General features: G+C 53.9%; 14 protein-coding genes and 2 pseudogenes. 8 read left to right on the forward strand and 8 right to left on the reverse strand.

All coding sequences use genetic code 11. From position 1 onward, the window contains the following. Positions 1-112 precede the first annotated feature (112 nt). The 3 genes from istA (at position 113) to AC0T4W_RS00015 (ending at position 4383) form a co-directional block, all read left to right on the forward strand. Entirely contained in the window at positions 113-1612 is a 1500-nt protein-coding gene (istA, locus tag AC0T4W_RS00005; RefSeq protein WP_476315011.1) for an IS21 family transposase, read from the forward strand. Beyond that, positions 1605-2408: an IS21-like element ISPst3 family helper ATPase IstB gene (istB, locus tag AC0T4W_RS00010; RefSeq protein ID WP_476314408.1), complete on the forward strand. Its 804-nt coding sequence runs from the start codon at positions 1605-1607 to the stop codon at positions 2406-2408. Before istA ends, istB begins: the two co-directional genes overlap by 8 nt. A 433-nt stretch (positions 2409-2841) precedes the next feature. Further along, positions 2842-4383, forward strand: coding sequence for a sigma-70 family RNA polymerase sigma factor (locus tag AC0T4W_RS00015; RefSeq protein WP_476314410.1), 1542 nt, complete (start codon positions 2842-2844; stop codon positions 4381-4383). Between the two features lie 67 nt (positions 4384-4450). Here the strand turns inward: AC0T4W_RS00015 and AC0T4W_RS00020 are convergent, their stop codons facing one another. After that, positions 4451-4912 carry a hypothetical protein gene (locus AC0T4W_RS00020; RefSeq protein ID WP_476314413.1) on the reverse strand — a complete coding sequence of 154 codons (462 nt, stop codon included), beginning with the start codon at positions 4910-4912 and terminating at the stop codon, positions 4451-4453. A gap of 82 nt (positions 4913-4994) precedes the next feature. Between AC0T4W_RS00020 and AC0T4W_RS00025 the strand changes: the two genes are divergently transcribed. Both AC0T4W_RS00025 and AC0T4W_RS00030 read left to right on the forward strand, forming a co-directional pair. Next, positions 4995-5534 (forward strand): hypothetical protein, encoded by a 540-nt coding sequence (locus AC0T4W_RS00025; protein WP_476314415.1) that lies wholly within the window; start codon positions 4995-4997, stop codon positions 5532-5534. 60 nt (positions 5535-5594) lie between these two features. Next, entirely contained in the window at positions 5595-6599 is a 1005-nt protein-coding gene (locus AC0T4W_RS00030) for a twin-arginine translocation signal domain-containing protein (RefSeq protein WP_476314418.1), read from the forward strand. A gap of 437 nt (positions 6600-7036) precedes the next feature. Here AC0T4W_RS00030 and AC0T4W_RS00035 read toward each other — a convergent pair whose 3' ends face one another. Genes AC0T4W_RS00035 through AC0T4W_RS00065 form a run of 7 tightly spaced genes read right to left on the reverse strand, consistent with a single transcriptional unit; the run spans position 7037 to position 17500 of the window. Further along, positions 7037-7927: a chemotaxis protein CheB gene (locus AC0T4W_RS00035; protein ID WP_476314420.1), complete on the reverse strand. Its 891-nt coding sequence runs from the start codon at positions 7925-7927 to the stop codon at positions 7037-7039. Positions 7928-7974: 47 nt separating this feature from the next. Beyond that, positions 7975-12045 carry a hybrid sensor histidine kinase/response regulator gene (locus AC0T4W_RS00040; RefSeq protein WP_476314423.1) on the reverse strand — a complete coding sequence of 1357 codons (4071 nt, stop codon included), beginning with the start codon at positions 12043-12045 and terminating at the stop codon, positions 7975-7977. Further along, a complete protein-coding gene (locus tag AC0T4W_RS00045; protein WP_476314426.1) occupies positions 12014-13678 on the reverse strand; it encodes a FimL-related protein in 1665 nt (554 codons plus the stop codon). The genes AC0T4W_RS00040 and AC0T4W_RS00045 overlap by 32 nt, the downstream gene beginning before the upstream one ends. 1 nt (position 13679) lies before the next feature. Further along, entirely contained in the window at positions 13680-14405 is a 726-nt protein-coding gene (locus AC0T4W_RS00050) for a CheR family methyltransferase (protein WP_476314429.1), read from the reverse strand. A gap of 47 nt (positions 14406-14452) precedes the next feature. Beyond that, positions 14453-16450, reverse strand: a complete 1998-nt coding sequence (locus AC0T4W_RS00055; RefSeq protein WP_476314432.1) for a methyl-accepting chemotaxis protein — start codon at positions 16448-16450, stop codon at positions 14453-14455. Positions 16451-16461: 11 nt separating this feature from the next. Next, complete coding sequence (locus AC0T4W_RS00060; RefSeq protein ID WP_476314434.1) at positions 16462-16953, reverse strand: chemotaxis protein CheW; 492 nt, start codon at positions 16951-16953, stop codon at positions 16462-16464. Further along, on the reverse strand, positions 16943-17500 hold the full coding sequence (locus tag AC0T4W_RS00065; protein ID WP_476314436.1) for a response regulator: 558 nt from the start codon (positions 17498-17500) through the stop codon (positions 16943-16945). The genes AC0T4W_RS00060 and AC0T4W_RS00065 overlap by 11 nt, the downstream gene beginning before the upstream one ends. On the opposite strand from AC0T4W_RS00065, the gene AC0T4W_RS00070 reads away from it, so the two are divergent. The 3 genes and pseudogenes from AC0T4W_RS00070 to AC0T4W_RS00080 form a co-directional block, all read left to right on the forward strand. Next, on the forward strand, positions 17499-18134 hold the full coding sequence (locus AC0T4W_RS00070) for a hypothetical protein (protein WP_476314439.1): 636 nt from the start codon (positions 17499-17501) through the stop codon (positions 18132-18134). The genes AC0T4W_RS00065 and AC0T4W_RS00070 overlap by 2 nt on opposite strands. A 99-nt stretch (positions 18135-18233) precedes the next feature. Beyond that, a pseudogene (locus AC0T4W_RS00075) lies at positions 18234-18623 on the forward strand (ParB/RepB/Spo0J family partition protein); the annotation flags it as partial. Positions 18624-18633: 10 nt separating this feature from the next. After that, a pseudogene (locus AC0T4W_RS00080) lies at positions 18634-18828 on the forward strand (ParB/RepB/Spo0J family partition protein); the annotation flags it as partial. Positions 18829-18848 lie beyond the last annotated feature (20 nt).

An 18848-nucleotide genomic window follows, 5' to 3' on the forward strand; every position in this document is an offset into this window, starting at 1 on the left:
TGCCGCTGACCGAAAACTGACCCAGTAGAGGCTGTTCTGCCGACTGAAAACTGACCCAGGTGTTCAACTGCTTCTGCTCAATTTCTGAGCAGGAGAACACAGGGTGATCAGTATGGAAATGATGGGCAAAATTCGCCGGATGTATTTTCGCGACAAGCTGTCGCTGCATGAGATAACCAAGCGCACCGGGTTGGCGCGCAACACCATTCGCAAATGGGTCAGAGCACCCGAGGCGAAGCAGCCGGCGTACCAGCGCCGGGCGGTATTCAACAAGCTCAGTGCTTTTCACGCCACGCTGGAGCAGGCGCTGAAGGCCGACTCGCTGCGTTCCAAGCAACAGCGGCGCAGTGCCAAGGCGCTGTTGGCGCAAATCAAGGCCGAGGGGTACGACGGTGGCTACAGCCAGCTCACCGCGTTTATCCGTGCCTGGCGCGGGGAGCAGGGCAAGGCGTTGCACGCCTTTGTGCCGCTGACCTTTGCGCTGGGCGAGGCGTTTCAGTTCGACTGGAGCGAAGAGGGTTTGCTGATCGGCGGCATTTACCGGCGTATGCAGGTGGCGCACCTGAAGCTCTGCGCCAGCCGTGCATTCTGGCTGGTGGCTTATCCGAGCCAAGGCCACGAGATGTTGTTCGACGCGCATACGCGCTCGTTCAGCGCCTTGGGCGGCGTGCCGCGCCGGGGTATTTACGACAACATGAAGACGGCCGTCGACAAGGTCAATAAGGGCAAAGGCCGCACGGTGAATGCGCGTTTCGCGGTGATGTGTGCGCACTACCTGTTCGACCCGGACTTCTGCAACGTCGCCTCGGGCTGGGAAAAGGGCATCGTCGAGAAGAACGTGCAAGACAGCCGGCGACGCATCTGGCTCGACGCCCAGGACGGCCAATTTCACTCCTTCGAAGAACTCAATGCCTGGCTCGGCCAGCGCTGCCGCGCACTCTGGAGCGAGCTGGCGCACCCGCAGTACGGCGGGCTCAGTGTGGCCGAGGTGCTGGAGTTGGAGCGGGCCGAAATGATGCCCATGCCCACGGCCTTCGACGGTTACGTCGAGCGTGCGGCGCGGGTTTCCAGTACCTGCCTGGTCAGCGTGGGGCGCAACCGCTACTCGGTGCCCTGTGAGCGCGCCGGCCGGTGGGTCAGCAGCCGCCTGTATCCGACCCGGATTGAGGTGGTGGCCGATGACCTGTTGATTGCCAGCCATGCGCGTTTACTGGATCGCGACCAGGTCAGCTATGACTGGCAGCACTACATCCCGCTGATTGAGCGCAAGCCCGGCGCGCTGCGCAACGGCGCGCCCTTTGCCGATCTGCCAGCGCCGCTGCGTCGGCTCAGGCACGGCCTGGGGCGGCATGCCGGCGGTGACCGGATCATGGCGCAAGTCCTGGCCGCCGTACCGGTCGCCGGGCTCGATGCGGTGCTGGTGGCTGTTGAGCTGGTGCTTGAGAGCGGCAGCCTGAGCGCCGAACACATCCTCAATGTCGTGGCGCGGCTGACATCGAGCGAACCGCCGCCCACCGTCGAAACCCACTTGCCGCTCAAGGAAGCCCCCGTCGCCAACACGGCGCGCTACGACCTCCTGCGTAGCCATGCCGAGGAAATCGGTCATGCGTGATCTTATGGCTGAACTCAAGGAACTGCGCCTGCACGGCATGGCCACTGCCTGGGCGGAGTTGATCGCCCAGGGCGAGTCGGCAACGGCGTCCTCCAGATGGTTGCTCGAACACCTGCTGCAACAGGAGCACACAGATCGCGCCATGCGCTCGGTGAGCCACCAGATGAACATGGCCAAGCTGCCGATGCACCGCGATCTGGCCGGCTTCGACTTCAGCTCCTCCAGCGCCGACGCACGCCTGATCAAAGAGCTGGCCAGCCTGGCCTTTACCGACACCGCCCAGAACCTGGTGCTGATCGGCGGACCGGGCACCGGCAAGACCCACCTGGCCACCGCGCTGGCCGTGTCCGGCATCACCCTGCACGGCAAGCGCGTGCGCTTCTACTCCACGGTTGACCTAGTCAATCTGCTGGAGCGCGAGAAGCACGACGGCAAGGCCGGGCGCATCGCCCAGGCACTGCTGCGCATGGATCTGATCATCCTCGACGAGCTAGGGTATCTGCCCTTCAGCCAGGCCGGTGGTGCTCTGCTGTTTCACCTGCTGTCCAAGCTGTACGAACACACCAGCGTGGTGATCACCACCAACCTGAGCTTCGCCGAATGGTCGAGTGTGTTCGGCGACGCCAAGATGACCACAGCCCTGCTGGATCGGCTGACCCACCACTGCCACATCGTCGAAACGGGCAACGAGTCCTACCGCTTGCAACACAGCAGCTTGGCGGCCCAGGCGAAGATCAAAGCACGCGAACGAAAACCTAAGGGCGACCAGCGGCCGGAGGACGACGAGCCGTTCTGAGCATGTCGAGAGGGTGACCTGCTGCATGACTGCATGTGGCAGGTCTTAAACAACTGAACTGGGCTATCGACGGAGGGGGGATTAAGAGCAGCTGCGCTGATAGACTTATCCACAGTTGCTGATGCAGAAATCAGCAATCCGCCCTGGGTCAAATTTCAATCGGCAGGGTGGGTCAATTTTCCATCAGCGCCAACATTATGCACACCATTTGTGGATAACTCTGTGCGTAGGTTCCCACCCACTGCCCCCCATCTAGCCTCAACTGAAATGATCATTCTTTAACCAGGTTTTGTTTTCGCATGCGAAAACAAAACCTGGGTTTGCTCGGCCCGGAAAAGCTACAGATTTCTGCGAAGCGAGGCATCTGACACCGCCTAAAGGGAATGAAGATAGGCCCATCGAATTCATTCCCGGATTGTCAGAGGGTTTCCAGATGAGCACTCAAGCACAAGCTTTTCAGCATCAGACTGATGCAGCAGCCAACCTCAAGCCTGTTGGTTTTGAAATGCCAGGCAGCATCCCTGGGCTGCCAGTCCTGGACCCAGCTCGGCCGCTCTTGAACCATGAACAAGAGATTGCGCTTGGATTCCGGATCAAGATGCTCAGCCTACGCCTACTTGGTGCAATGGCAGCGGATTGCGGCGTTGTAGAGCGACTGGCTCATAACATTCTGGCGGCGATCACCTCTTCCGATAATGCGGAACGATCGGCCCAGATGATTAACATGAACGGCCGCTGGATTCGGATCGGAACCGTTCCGAATCATGAGTTCGCAGCCGGCATTCGCGACAAGGTGAATAACATCCTTGCTTGCCTGGCTGACGTTCGAGCAAATGCCTCGTGCAACGCAGAAACCGATCTGTTTAATACATGCGCTATAGAGGCGCTGCGTTCAGCACTATGCGAAATTTTGCCTTACGACTACCTGTTGAACCAAGCATCCTCGGAGTTCAAGGCCCGTTGCGAAGAGATGAACAAGCGTTGCCGAGATTTGGTGCGATTCGTTGCCTCAGAACTACGAATCAAGCCTCGTGCTGCACATCGAGTGGTATGTTGGAACTGGGTCTCCCCTACCCTCTATGCGGCCTGCCTGCACGCTGGTGGCTATGAGGCTAGCCTGTTCCCCGCAAAAGCTCGCAAGGCCTTCCGCGAAGCGCTTATTGACCACCAGAAGGGACTCATTGAGCTAGCCAGCAATGCTGATGTGCCAGTGACTCAAATGCTCCAGTCTTGGGATGATTTCTGGCTGACGAATCGTGACCTGGATGCCAGTGTTGCGTCCTTTGCCGCCGCGAACGTCCGGATGGTTGAGACTATCGCTCGTGACTATCGTTTTGCTGATGATATGTCCGCAGTGCGATCTGCTGGGCAATTCGGGTTGATGAGGGCAATACAGCGATTTGCGCCCGACATGGGATTGCGATTCTCAACCTTCTCCACGACCTGGATTCGCCAAAGCATTTTGCGTGATCTGGCGAAACAAGACCTAATTCGCCTACCTGAGGGGTCGCATTCCCAGTTGGCGGCGATCAGGAGCTTGCTGCGAGAAACACCTAACGCGTCGCATGAAACCCTTTCAGCTGCCACCGGGCTCGGCTTGGAAGATGTCGCGAACCTGGTGTACTTCGTGAATTATCGAAATGCTGTGTCGATGGACAGTGCGTTCACTTCGGAATCAGGCGAAGCCGAAGGTATCCATGATCATGTCGCGGACGAGAATGGGGATTTTGTAGAAGACCTGATTGTTGAAGATACGGCTGCGTTTGTGAGCGATGCCATTGGTAAGGTGCTGAACGATCGCGAGAAAACGGTGTTGCTGCATCGCTACGGTATTGGTGGTGCTGAGCAGAAGACGCTCGTGGAGCTGTCAGAACAGTTCAGCGTCAGTATTGAGCGGGTCCGCCAGATCGAGTTGAAAGCCATCCAGAAACTACGGGAGAGCGATCTGGCCGACGCATTAGCGGACCTGTGGTAACTGCTTACACAAGCTGAGTGGTCTGCCACCTGGTTGAATGTACTCTGAGGGATAGCATGAGTTCTGATTACGCAGCTGTTGTCTGTCGAACCAGCTCTTTAGCTTTGATCTTTTGCCTCAAAGACGCCAGAGGGGATTCGAGCACAAGAGCAGCCACCTCCGTAACACCCTCGAAATCACCGACCATTGCCAGGTCTTGTGCAATAGAGAGATTCACTCCCGCCATTGGACAATCTTCCAATGGCGCCTCCAGAGTGGCAGGTGTTTCGGCACTGGCAGAAGAGGACTCAATTTCGTCTTGTAAATCTTCGATTGGTTCTTGAACCCGCCGAATAGCTGAGTCGGGGGCCCCAAGCTTCAAGTTATAGGGATTGAAGGCAAGACCTTCATTTTGGCCGGCATCCGGTTCGTTTGCCCCCTCATGATGGACCGCAATATTCGCTCGCTCTTGAAGCCGGCCAAACCAGAGAAGAAAAACTGCCCCAATGATGATAACGGCACCCAGCAGGCCCATCGTTACAGAACTCACTTGATCACTCCGGAAAAGAGAATCGGTGCTCTGACACAGACACCGAGAAATTATCTTATGACCATCTTAAAGGAGTTTGCAGATGGCTAACGCTCAAACGAGTGGCACTTTTAGTGTGCCCATAAATCTCAATGGTGTTCTTCAATTTGAACATATTCCAGGCTTATCGGTAGCAGATGCTCAGAGCCTCGTAATGCGAGCGTTCGAAATGGTGTTGAGCACTGGGCATCTGATCTCGGATTCCAGCGAGGCCAGGTTCCAGTTTCAGGGCGAACTCTGGCAGGACCAAGGCGCGGCAAATGTAGGTGATCTTCGTATCGAGGTTCAGCACAACCATTACGAGAGCATTTCAGGGGCATCGGTAGCAATTGCCCCTCCAGTTTCCGACATCGAGCACGCCAGTAAGCGCTGCCGGCTTACGGCATACGTAAGCCCAGATGGCGCCTACATCACTGCAAGATCACCGATCAACGAGAGTGAGCGGGTTGTTTGCATGGTGAACATTTCTGATGGAGACCTTGCTTGCCACGTGATGGACCCTACAACCCATGAGGGGCTGGCCGATGCGATGGAGCCGGCTATCAGTATCGCTTACCCCAATATGTGCATTTCGCTGAACTAACGCTAGTTTTGATGCCTTGCGCAGCACTATTAGGAGTATCAGGCCTTTAGGAATCACCACATGCAACTCAACTTGACTCGCCGTGGCTTCATGAAGCTATCCACGGCAGCTGCTATTGCCAGCGGGGCAGGCCTCGGCGTCAAAAGTGAGAAGGCAAGAGCCTTTGACGCCAGTATCGCGACCCTCTTGTCGATTGATCCTGCAACACTCGAATACAAAGTATTCAGCTCCTGTTGCTACTACTGCACCGACTATTACATTGTTTCCCACTATCAGCCGGTGGTCCTGTGCGAGGTCATTAAGGGCGGAGGTGATGCGGCGATGGGCAGCGACACGGGCAGCATTCTTTCTACAGGCACGGACAACAACGACTACACATCGATGCAGGTCAGGCTTTGGGAGATACCTGACTGGGCCGTGGATATGGCAATGATGTATCAGGGCTGCAAAATGTGCGGTGTTGATGCTGCGCGCCAAGAAGCGAATCCGAGTATGGATAGCAAGGGCGTCTGCGGCCAAGCGACAGACCAGATGATGCAGAAGGCCACGGACCAGCTTAACGAGAATCTTCCGGACTGTTTCCCCAAGCTGTTGTACACAACAGAAACTGATCCCACATGGAGCACGGGCTGTCGCGATATCACAAGAGCGTCCCAGCTATCAGCGGTCCAATGCAGTTCCTTTGCCTCTATGTTTCAAATGGACGGAAGCGAGACGTGTGTGGGCACAGAGTGGGGGCCGTTGTATCCGCGCCAGATGGCACACCACAACGACAACGCAGCAATCGCGGCCGGGGTAGCAGCCTACCGGGCTCTCCATGTCTCCCGCTTCGCAGTTGGAAGCCTGCCATTCGATGCGTCAATTTCAATTGGCAAGTTGCAGCAGACATCACCTCACGTCACAGTTGGTTTTGGCGCAGGGAGCGCAATGCTCAACAGCGGTGTTCGCATGGGAAACATGTCATTGGAGGAAATCTACACCTACGTCTGGTGGGTTCCTGTCGTTTGCTGCAAGACCTATGACGAAATCATGGGTATGTGTGAGCCGAGCATGCCTTGCTCTTGATGATTCCCCAAACGAAGAAAGGGCGCAATGCGCCCTTTTTCTTTGCATGGGTTTTCGCATGCGAAAACTTTTTAGGCCTCTGACACCAGTCAATCAGCAATATGATTTAACTGGTCTTCAAGAGGGTGAACCATGAGCAGCGTCCAAGTCTCAACGACAAATCTAATTCGTCAGTTCGCAACAACACTTGGCAATGGCTTGATAGAAGTAACCACCAAGCTCGGGCCTTCAACAGTTGGGCGGGCCTCATTTCATGAGGTTGAGTTCCCCAGAGACGAGGTGGCGCAAGCAAGATTCTTACGAGACCTGATGGATCGCAATTGCCCTGGGGCCTACGGAGTTCTCAGGGATAGCGCTGACAAATGCTTTATAGATCAGGCTGTTGCGGTGGCCAAGGCTATAGCAGAGTAGGGCAGGGCGCGGCCCTACCCGGTCTGTTACTTACTGCCATGACCATACATTCTGGCTAGCTCAGCTGCCAGTGCAACAGGGCTGCCTGACAGATTAACGCAACCGGTCGCCCGAGCTGCGTTAGGCATTGATGGTACAGCCGATGTTTCTGCATCTTGCGCCATCACAAAGGTAAGCTTGCTCTGGAGCTCCTTAACAGCAGCAGCTCCGTCATCTCCCATACCTGTGAGGATCATGACGCCAATCTTAGATTTGGTAGTTTTGTACAAGGTGCGGATCGTTGCATTTATCGAGGGATTGACGCTTTGTTGACTCGAATTGGGCATGGTGACTAACCGTCCGCCTACAACGCCGACCTGCATGTCTTGGGGTACAACAATGATGTTTCTCAGGTTGACCGCAATGCCTTCCTCCGCTGGCACCACCGTCCAAACAGAGGTAGCTTCACTCGTTCTGGCAACCAGAGAAGGAAAGGCAGCTAAGGCCATGTGCTGGACGAGGATGATGGTTATTGGCAATGACGGTAAATGCTCCAACAGTTCGCGCACAGCCTTTGGACCACCTGAGCTCGCACCGACAACCCAGATGTCATTCTTTCCAGCTTTAGAGTTGTCATCATCAGGCGAAGCAATCTTCTCAGCGAAGTCTGGAACGGCTTTGCGTATTTCTTCGACAATTTTCCTACGCCAACCACGTCTAGACCCTTCGCACATTGGTTGAAGCAGTTTGTCATTGAATATGCATACTGGCTCTTCCTGGCCGATGACCTCAGTGACTTCATCGGACTCCAATACAGCTGGATCGCAAAAATCCACAATGAGAATGTGAACCCTTGTTTTACTGAGCTCGCCACTCTCAATATGGCTCTCATCGTATGCAAGAACGTCCCCGAAAACAGGTTCAAGCAACGCAACCATAAGGTCTCGCTGACCGCTATTTGTGCTGATCACCCCAACGCGGACCTTCATACTGCTGCATCCAGGATGCGGCCGGGCAATGCTTTTGATACTGCTTCATCCAAGGCCTTAGAGTTGTAGGGCTTATTCAAGAAATAACTGACTCCAGCGTTGTAGGCACGTTCTTCCAACCCGGTTCTCGTCGTGAGCATGATGATGGGTACGATGTCGAATTCACGGCGTGCTCGAAGGGCTGTTGTAAGGCCAAACCCATCTAAGCGGGGCATTTCGAGATCGACGATTACCACGTCCGGCATGCGCTCCAGGGGCAGCATATCGAGGGCATTCTGACCATCTCGCGCAAGTGCCACGTTGAATCCACGGGCCTCAAAATGCTGAGAAAGCAATGTGCGGTAGCTGCTCGCATCATCAACAATGAACGCCAGGGGCTTCTGTTCACGACGCTGGCTCCTGATCCTGTTCAAGCGGACTTCGTATCCCTTGTCAGTCATCGTGAGGTTGTAGCGGGCCATCTCCATGACATCAAGGACCAGCACTGGCGAGCCGTCATGGATTTCAGTCTCGCCGATAACACCTTTCAGGCGCGAAAGGATACCGCCGAGCTTCTTCACATGAATCTCTGGCATCGAGCAGTCTTTATCAACTTCGATCGCGATCCGGGTATCACCATGTGAACAAAGCAGCAAAGTCGTAGAACCTGATGGCACGGACTGTAGTTTGAGATCGGGCATAGCGATCAAATCAGCCAGACTCACTACATTGTAGCCTTCACCGTCGTAATCAATGATGGCATGCCCTTTTTGGCGACGCTGTGCGTCAAGCGCGGAGCGATCCGAACTGATGATTTGAGTAATGGTGTAGCAAGGGATTGCAAACCACTGTGTGCCTGCCTTGCAGACCATCGCGCGGTTCGCCCCAATGGTGAATGGCAGTTCCATTGTAAATGTACTGCCCTTACCGACCACGGATTCGATTCGAAGTTGGCCGCCTACTTGTTCCACTGCGGCTTTGACGATATCCATGCCCACACCACGGCCACTGATCTGAGAAACTATCGTAGTGGTAGTGAAGCCACTCAAAGTGATCATATGAACCAGCTCACGATCGGTGTACTTGTCGTCGGGGCTAATCAGACCTTTCTCAAGTGCCTTCGCTCGGATTTTCTGAGGATCAATACCACGCCCGTCATCAGTAACTGTAATGCTCACAGTCTTGGCGCGGCGCAGAACCGACACTTCCAAACAACCTTGGGCTGGTTTACCAGCAGCCAGGCGTTCACTTTGAGTTTCAAACCCATGGTCGATAGCGTTCTTGAGCACATGGGTAAGCGGGTCACTTACGCGCTCCAACAGCACCTTGTCCATGATGGTGTCTGAGCCGTGGAACTCAATCTGCAATGGCTTACGGAGGGCTTGGGACGTGGTGTCAACCACCTTCTGTAATGCCTGCCGGATGTTCTTGAATGGTACGAGGCGTGAGTCCATAAGATCGCGCTGCAAGTTACCAACCAGCTGAGCCTGGTGCTTGAAGGAAGCAAGGATTGTTTGCCCTTGTTCGATAACCTCTTCGACTTCTTGAAGAATGGTTTCGATTTGAACCCCGTTCTGCACGTTCATGGCACTGAGGTGGTTGAAGCGCTCAAGCTGCAATTCCTCGCCATCGTTTTCCTGGCTAACAGTGGGGCGGTTGATGTAGCCACGCAGGGAAGAGGTGAACTTCTTCTGGCTCAGGTGGTGCAGCGATAGGCGCTCACGAATCGCCCATAGTGAAAGCATCAACTCTTCGTGCTGTGCCTGTTGCCGATGTCGAGTCGCACTTAACTCGCTTGCCATCTCAATGGAGTTTTCAAGAAGGCGTTGGTCAACTTTGATTTTCTCAGTTGTTACTCGCCGGCGTTGTGAGCTGCTTTCCTGCGTTGCATTTGCCTCTATGCGGGCAAGCATCGAGAGAACAGACGAACTGGTGATGTCTCGACGCTCTACCGAACTTTCTCGGTTCAACTGCTCTGCCAGGGTTATATTCTCTGCATTGAGCCCCGGCTTTGCCTCTGGCTCTTGGCGCTGACGTAACTCAACAACCTGGACTTTTGGCAGATCGATTGCCTTCGTGCTTACAGCTACAGGTTCTGGAGTGACTGGTACAGTTGCCTCGGGTTCAATGGCCATCGTTTCGATGTGAGGTTTTGCAACCGCTGCATTTTCCGGCAATGCCACTACATCCAAGGTTTGGCTAATTTCATCAGTAGTTTCAACTGATTCGCCGTCAGCTTGTGCCGCTCCAAGGGCTGCTTGATGCGCTTTGCGCAGGGCCTTACGGCGGCCACCTCGCGAACCTCTACGAACACCTGAACCAGTGCTCTCAGTACCGTCAGGCTGCGGATTCTCTGGCAGTGCCTTCTGCACCGTTTCTACGACCCGCGCACCAGGTGCGGCTGAGTTCGCCGCATCAAACTCAACATCTGGCTCAGATGCAGATGGGGCGGTAGGCATAGCGATTACTTCGTCTTCCTTGGAATGGCGAGCGTGAAGGTCGGTCAGATCAATCCGATTCAACTCGCAACATTCTTCGACGAAATCAATCAATACCGCAGGCCTGTTGTAGCCCCGATTAATACGGATATCTGCGGTCATGTGCTCAATCGCACTCAGGACCACACCAAGCAGGGTTGCGCAATCAGGGCCGGCCTCAATCAAGCCCGCCATTACCGCGTCAAACAACGATTCCATGTGGTGTGTCAGATCACGAATGGCATGTGCTTCTGCGATGCTCGCGGCCCCTTTGAGGGTATGCATGGAGCGCTTGATGCTTGCCAGTAACTCGGAGTCATCCAAGTTATCAAGGAATGATGCCGCGTTTGTGGAGAGGACAGGCAACACCTCACTTGCGTCATCGAGATAGTAGGTAGCCATCTCCAAGTCGTATTCAATTTCTGGCTCAGGTGCTACCGCCATGTGTGTCGGTTTAGGTGTGCTGACAAGCTGCTGAGAAGGCACCTGAGTGTTGGCATAACCAAGATCGGGCTCAGAAATTGTTTTCGCATGCGAAAACTGAGCTGCTTCCATTGGGGGTACATCTTCAACGTCCACATCAGTGCTGAAAGACGCCACGTTTGCATCCAGGCTGATACCTTGCTGGAGCATCGCCGGTGTCTTGCTAACGCCTATTGTTGAGGCTATCTGAACCCACGCATCCCCAAGCTCTGTTTCGGTAACCCAAGGGAATTCCTCCTGGTAGGCCTTAGTCTCCAAAAGTAGTTCGTGGAGCAGGGCTACATCGGCTGAGCTAAGGTGACTTTCGTTCGCCTTGTGGGCGAAAAGGTTCTGCTCAAGTGCACCAAAGACGCGGTGAAGAACTGAGCACTTCGTATAGCCTGAAACCCCGGTGAGCGTATGGACTGCAATGCATAGGGGCTCTGTCACGCAATGATCTGTGCCCACGCAGAAGTTGATCAGCGTTGCGAAGTGCTCGTCATAGTCCATTCGGGCTATGTTCATTAGCACAGGATCGCAACCTTCTGGATATTCTCGAACCGCTGGTTCCTCGATCAGGACAGATGCTTCAACCGGATCATCACGTTGGGTCGAAACCAAGGGGCCACAGACTTTAAGCAATTCATCAGTGACCGTCTTAGTGAACAGTGTGATGTCGCCTCGCGAGGCATATTCGTCCATGCAGCGCAAAACCATCTGGCACGCTTCACGAATAAGCTCTTGGGATTCGTGTTGGTTGAAGGACGGGTCGTTGACGTTGTTTGGGGCGACTTTGGCGTAGGCAGCCAAGGCTAGGCATAGCTTTACGAAATTTTGGAAGCCAACCAGTTCTGCGGCCATGGCAAGACGGGTTGAAGCTGTATGTAGGGCCTCATAGCGAGGGCGGTTATGCAGGTCAAGATTGCTCAGCACTGCATCAAAACTAGGCCGGAGCTCAAAAATCTCAATCAGAAGAGGTTCGCGAATGTCCTCTGTCTTTTGTTCCTGGGCCTGGTTGAATTTCGCCAGCAGCTCATGAGTGCTTACCTGCTGTACACGTTCAACAGTGACGCCCATATCGTGTAAAGCGGCCTCAGCCCTTTCTAGTAAGCCGGCATCAGGCGTCAGTTTTCTGATCCAGAGCGTCAAAGTACATTTCAATGGTTACAAGCGCACGAGCCGCAAGTTGCAATTGGTCGGTCTCTGCAAGCCGACCATTATCGACCAGGCCAACAAGCCCGTATGCCACACCAGAAATGAGATTCGCGATGTACTTGTTTCCCGCGAAATCGAAGGCGGAGGCTGTAGCGCTCAGGGCTTCAATACTGGTTTTCAACTGTAAATCGTTTGAGCCGCTACCAACGTGAATTGCAATCTGCTTGCGAACACCGATCAGTTCTTTCAGTGATTCCTTAACAACCGCCGTGATCACATCGGCTGACACACCCTGGATAGACAAAACGCGCGCAGCGTCATTTGCCTCCAACGAATCCAGGCGCTGATCAAGAAAAAGGATTTGGTTCTTCACTTTCTCCGTCAGATCAGTGGTGATGTCATTAGACGAATCCACAGATTTGAGTAGAGACAGCGTAAGGTTTGCGGCGGCAGCGAGTTCGTCTTCTTGAACCATTGAGAAGACATTGCCAATGACCCTCAAGGCAGTTCGACAGGCCGTAACTTGAGTGTCGAAACCGGCTGGGGTCTTAGCGCTCAAGGCTCGACCGAAGCTGATCATTGCGGTATCAAGCTGCGGTTTAAGCTCCGGTATCACATCACCCAGGTTTGCAGCATGTGTCGCATCCAGGCGCTCTTGAAGAGCTTTCAAGGCGTCTGAATCCACGTTCCTCCCAACGCCAAAGACTTTAAGTGCCGCTGTAACCGCCGCAGAGGACTGCGTAGTGATACTTAGGGCGTAGAGAATGGTACGGAAGCGTTCTACGCCAAGCGCGTCATGAGCAGCCTTCTCGCCGGCCGTAGCTTGCTTTTGAATAGCAACAGACAGCATTCGGATGTTGGACAGCGTAGTGCCGCTACTTCTGATCCCGCCCATGCCTATCACTTCAAGTAGGCACTCACCGACCCACCACGCGCAGCCGACCTCGATGTCACGAGTGACCTCTTGGAGGGAGCGGAGGGCTTTGCGCATTCGCGAAAGTGCATCTGGGCTTTGGCTACTGAGGTATTCGGCAAACCCTTGTTGGAATTCGGTAGAGGCGTTCGCAGTAATTCCGCTTACATCGAGGTCGGAGACATCGCGAAGTTGATGGGGCGGCGTGACGTATGCGAACGCGACGCTTGCAGGCAGAAGGTCTTCCCCCGCAAGCAAGGGTACTTTGCGCAGCTCGCGGATTTCGTTGATGTATTTCGCAAGGATACCTGGGCTATCTGGGGCGCCCCCAATCACCATGCCTAGATACCCAGGCAACATCATCAAGCCGCTTTGAACCGCGATTAGAGCTTGATCCTCAACTTCCGGACCAATAATCCCTTGGCGCATGTTTGAACAGACAATTTGCAGTTCCAAGGAAAGAGCAGAGCCACCAGGCGACTCTACGGTTGATAGCGCACAGTGGATTTGGTCGATGATGCCGGCCATTGCTTCGAAAGCTTCGACAGCATCATGCTTCCGATTTACAACCCACGATATTTCAGCCCCGGCCGGAGGATTGGCGTGCTCATGCCGTTTGGTTACATATGTCTCCATGGCCAGCTTTGCTTGGTCAACGGATTTGGCGATTGGAGGCCGAATCCAGGATATGTGGGCAATTCGTTGCTGGGCCATTTCAAACCTTCTGGAAAAGCGAAGCGTAGGGATTAGGAACGCGGTTGATACCGTGGGCCTTCCAGCCGGCGTCCTCTACAGGGCCAGTGATCAGGAAGCCACCAACCGGCAGCATGCTCGCGAGTCGAAAGAGGATCAGGTGCCTGGTTGGAACCTGGTAGTAAATGAGCATGTTCTGAGTAACGATAATGTCTGGCCGCGTAAAATCGAACGGGGCCTCACCAACGACATTGTGCTGCTCAAATGAAACCTTCTGGAGAATGTCGTCTCGGAATTTCACTTTACCGCCGCCTATGCAGACAGCTACGTCACTGCCAATCTCAGGATGTGGGGAATAAATACCGGCCTTCCCGTGCTGAATGCAGGTCTCTGAGATATCGGTGCCGTGAACAGCAAACCGGTCAATCCCAGCTCGTTTAAGCGATGTTGCAATGCTGTATGGCTCTTCGCCGGTAGAGCAACCGACTGAGACAATACGAGGTTCAGGCAGCACGGCGGCCAGGCTGACAATCAGGTTAATGGCGGGAATGTAGCGGAAGAACTTGGTTTCATGATTCGTTGCCAGATGCAGAAGCCGCCCCCAGGACGCCGCTGGAAGCTGCTGGCGAACCGCAAGCGCCATCAACGATTCGCTAGTCTCGCCTATTGACTTGGCAAAACTGCCAACCGCCATCTCAAAAGCATCGACACGACTTGCGTCGATTTCTATGAGGTAGCGGGCAGCCATAATGCCGGCCCAACCAGCTCGACGTTCAAGTTCAGCTACCAACGCCATTAGTTATGCAACTTCCACTGTGCAATGACGCGCGAGAGGTCTTGTGCGGTTTTGTTAACACCCTGAATTGCCGCTGCTGTTTGTTCGCTGGCAGCTGAGTTTTCGACGGCATACCGCTGAATCGTATTCATCGTGTTGTTCACCTCTTGAGACTGCTGGCGCAGGTCTTGGGTGTGATTACTTACCTCTTCAACACTGTTGTTCAGGGTCTGGGTTATCAGATTGATACTGCCCAGGGATTCTTGTGCTGTGTTCGAGCGATTGAGAAGGCTTTCGATCTCTCGCTGCGAATTATCAACAGCATGTTGAGTATCGCGGGCGGCGTCATTCATCGTGCGTAGAAGCAGTGCGATGTCGTTAACGGCGACCTTACTTTCGTTCGCAAGGCTGCTCATGGCCTCGGCAGATCGTGTGATACGTCGAGAGACCTCTGGATTGTCGATCTGCTCGGCAACCAAGTAGGCATTGTAAGAAACCAATCCCGACTTCTCGGCCACCGAGGAAACTACTTTGGCAATTCCCTCAAGGGCCTGGAAGCTTTCAATGAGGGCCTTACTCTGGTGTTGAATGCCCGAGTTATGCTGGTTGAGCAAGATGATGCCTTCGTGCACCTGGCTTACCGATTCGGTGCCGGACTGGACCTTGTGGGCCACCTCTAGAGAAACACCTTTGGTCTTGCTGATTAGGGTTTCAACATCAGAGGTGAATTGGCCAAGTTTCGTGAGCAGATCAACTACGTGCTCGATCGCCTGAAACTGTTCCGCCCTGCCACGGCCAACATCCTGGGCGGTCATTAGGGTCTGCTCAGCAGCAGCGGCCAAACCAACGATTGTGCTGTTTGCTTCATAAAGAATTTCGCGAATCCGGCCGAAAGCCGTGTTCAATTCAGAAGCAATTTCTTTGGTGGACTCCCGGTCATCCGTAAGCACTGTGGTGAGGTCACCTTTAGCCACGTGACGGATTTCGGTAACCAGTGTTTGTAGGGCATGGGTTCGATCACGCTGACTTGCCTGAATCGAATTTCCCTGGCTGTCGATGTTTTTTGCCCGTGAATCAGTCGCACGGATCACAACCACAAAGCTCATTAGCGCAACAATGATGGTGAGCAAGCCGGCACCGGCAACAACCAGAACAGAAATTGGTCGAGACTCCGACAGTGCGGTCACCGAAACTTGTAGTGCAGTTGATGCTGCGGTGATGCGATCCCGCATCTTCCAAATTTCACGTGCATGAGGGAGGTTTTCGACAGTGTTCGTTGACGACTCCAGGGTCTTCGCCAGCGCACGTTGTGTTGCCTGGGCAGCCCTATAGCTTTTCAGTAGGGGCTCTAGAATTGAGTTGTCACGAGGCAGGCTATTGCCAACGGCCGTCATGGTGCCGAGGTATTGGCCTATTGCAGTTTCAGCGGTACGAAGGCTGTCTGCGTTAACAGGTCCATTTCGGCTTATCAGATCAACTGCCTCAGACAAATCAGAATATGCCTCGCTGAGTTGTTCCTTGGCAGATTTGCTAACGCCAGAGTGCATCTGCACCAGGCGTTGGGCGTCAGTACCGTTAGCCATTGCAGTGGCAGCCTGACGCACGGTCTCTTGTACGTTCCTGGTGAAAACCTCTGTGTTGCTTTTGCTACCGGCGATTTTGGCAATGTTGGGAGTAACACTGTCCCATGACTCCTGGAACGTGCGCAAAGCGCCCTGAGCGGTCTCAGGCAGGCCAGGGATGCCTTTGACGCTATCCCCAGACCTCAACAAAGCCAGGCGTTTTTCTACTTCATCTTCAAATCCCACCATTTCCCGTGTGTACGAAGAATCTGTAGCCGCACGCTCTGATACATAAACGGCTTGTATAGCGGCTGAGTTCAGGGCGGCTGCTTCGGCCAGGTAGAAACGGTCGGCTTTCTCACCCTTGTAGTAGCTGTAACCGGCCCAACCGGAACCTGCCGCGCAAACCGCAAGAAGAATGGCCGTGATGGAAACAAATGTATTTTGGTTGCTCATTGTCAGTCCGATCAGGTCAGGTCGATTTTGTGAAGGTTTTGGTCGTTTGTAAGGGTGTACAGGTCAATCAGTGCCCAAACTCGATCAAGGGCTCGAACTGTCCCGCATAGACAAGAGCCAAATCCAAGGGGAACTGAAAACTCGGGGTCTTCCACATCACTGATGTCGCTGGTAGCAACAAACTTGACGATCTCATCGACCATCAACGCGATGCTGCCAACCTCCGGCACCTCCCGCAGAATAAGGACTGGAGCCTGTTTCTTGTTCTGGCTTTGAGTAGCAAGATTCGGAAGATTCAAGAAATGGGGGAGGTTGATATACGGGGTGAGTTCCTTGCCCAGCTTTGCAACACCCATGACCCAAGCCTTGGTTCCTGGGAGTTGAACAAGGTTGGTGGGAAGCTCAACAACCGCCTGGAGCGATGAAGAGGGGCTTAGGCAATAGGTGGCGCCGACCCTGTAGCCAACAAACCAGTTGTTTCCCAAGCTGGCATTATTCTGCATGCAATTCCTCCAGCTCGGAGATGGCCTCGGCCAGGATGTTTTGCTTGAAGGGTTTCGTCAGGTAAAGATTGGCGCCGGCAAGCAATCCTTTCTCGCGGTCAAAGGGTGAGCTCGCACTACTAAGTACAGCTATGGGCATGGTTTTGAACTTGGAGTTAGCCCGCAAAATGCTGACCAACTTTAGGCCGTCCAGCTCAGGCATTTCGATGTCAATGAAGCACGCATCAGGCTGATTGGTCTGGATTACACGAAGCGCTTCGTATCCATTGCTCGCAACGTGGACTGTCAAGCCGAGCGCTTCGAGCAGTGTCTTGCCGAGTTTCTGCATGCCCTTGGCGTCGTCTACAAGGCAGACGCTCTGGATTCGGTACATAGGGATTCCTCTTGAATAACCTAATAGTGAGAGCCGGGGCGGTGTTTTCGGCACTATTTCGAGAGGGGAGAAATTTTTATTTGGATCGTTATCTCTTTCAGCATGCGAAAACAGGAGCTGCTGCATGAGTAGGTCAAACCATCGTTCTGCATTTTCGAGCGATCCACGATTCATGGCTCGTATCGAGGCCCAGCAGCCTGACGAAGCTGGCCGGAACAAGTTGAAGCTTCCAAGCCCAGAACTGGCAAAACCTCAACCGAAGCAACCATCCAAGGCTATGACCCGACTCAAGAAGGTCCAGGCGAGGAACATGGAAAGTCGCTCCGACTCCCTTAGCTACGATGAGAAGACCGGAGCGCTAACTGTTGTACTGACAGGAGCATCATTGCTGGGTCTGAATGTAATGCTGAGAGTCTTTGACGCGAAGACAACTGGTTTGAAGAAGACCTGGCAAAAGCGGATTGAAGCTCTTCGATTGGAGAATCGCAGTACCTTTGCAGCGTGGAAGGGAGCCACAACGTGGCCGGTTTATGTTGAAGAGGTCTACGTGACCACTGAAAACCTTCTTTTAGATAACGAAAGCGTCGCGGCAGCGTGCAAACCGATTATCGACGCTTGTGTCAGGTCGGGTTTTTTACCGGACGATGATCCATCACACTTAGCTCACCCGGTGCCATTTACTGTCCGTGGAAAGGAGGGGGGCTTGATCCTCAGGTTCGTTCCCTGCAAAGAACACGGGCTGATCTCTAAGGAGGCATTGGAGTCAGCTACAACGCTCGGGCTTCAATTGCGTAGCGCATCTACTTGAACTGACTGCTTATTCCGTTAAGGTGTCGTGTATCCGATACACACCTCGGGTAATGATTCACGTGTATCCGTTTCGGGGAGCCGACCTTCTATGACATCAATGACCTTTACCCCAGAGAATGCACCGCTCCCTTGGACGGTCTTTAGCATTGACGAGGTTAAAACCGAGCTTCGTACTCTGGGCGTTGACCAGCTTGAGCCAGGCATTTGGCAGCACCGCAAACTGTTCAATAAAAGGGGCATGGACCAACTTGGCGCGAGCATGCGCAAGTCAAGGATCAATGCGATCCCGCTTGTCGTTGTCGCTAAACGTGATGGTACTGGCTACATGATCATCGCTGGAGAGCGGCGATGGCGAGCGGCCCAGAAGGCAGGTATTCACCAGCTGCGCTGCATCGTTGGTGACTACACACCTGAGCAAGCACGTTTTATTGCTGCGGCCGAAAACCTCCAACGTGAGGGGTTGAATCCCATAGAAGAGGCGAACTCTTACTTTGAAATTGCAAGAGACTGGGCTGACTCACGACCAAATTGCCGACCAATTTTCGAAATCACGTGGGCACATCAGCAATACAATTCGGCTACTTTCACTTGGCTTTGCAGTCCGCGAACTTATCGCCAATGGGAAACTATCCGGCACTCAAGCCCGGCCACTTTGCTCTCTTACCTGCACTGCGACACAACTCAAAATCGGCAGCGAGGCAGTTAAAAAGAA

Source organism: Pseudomonas sp. C7.1, from assembly GCF_056312395.1.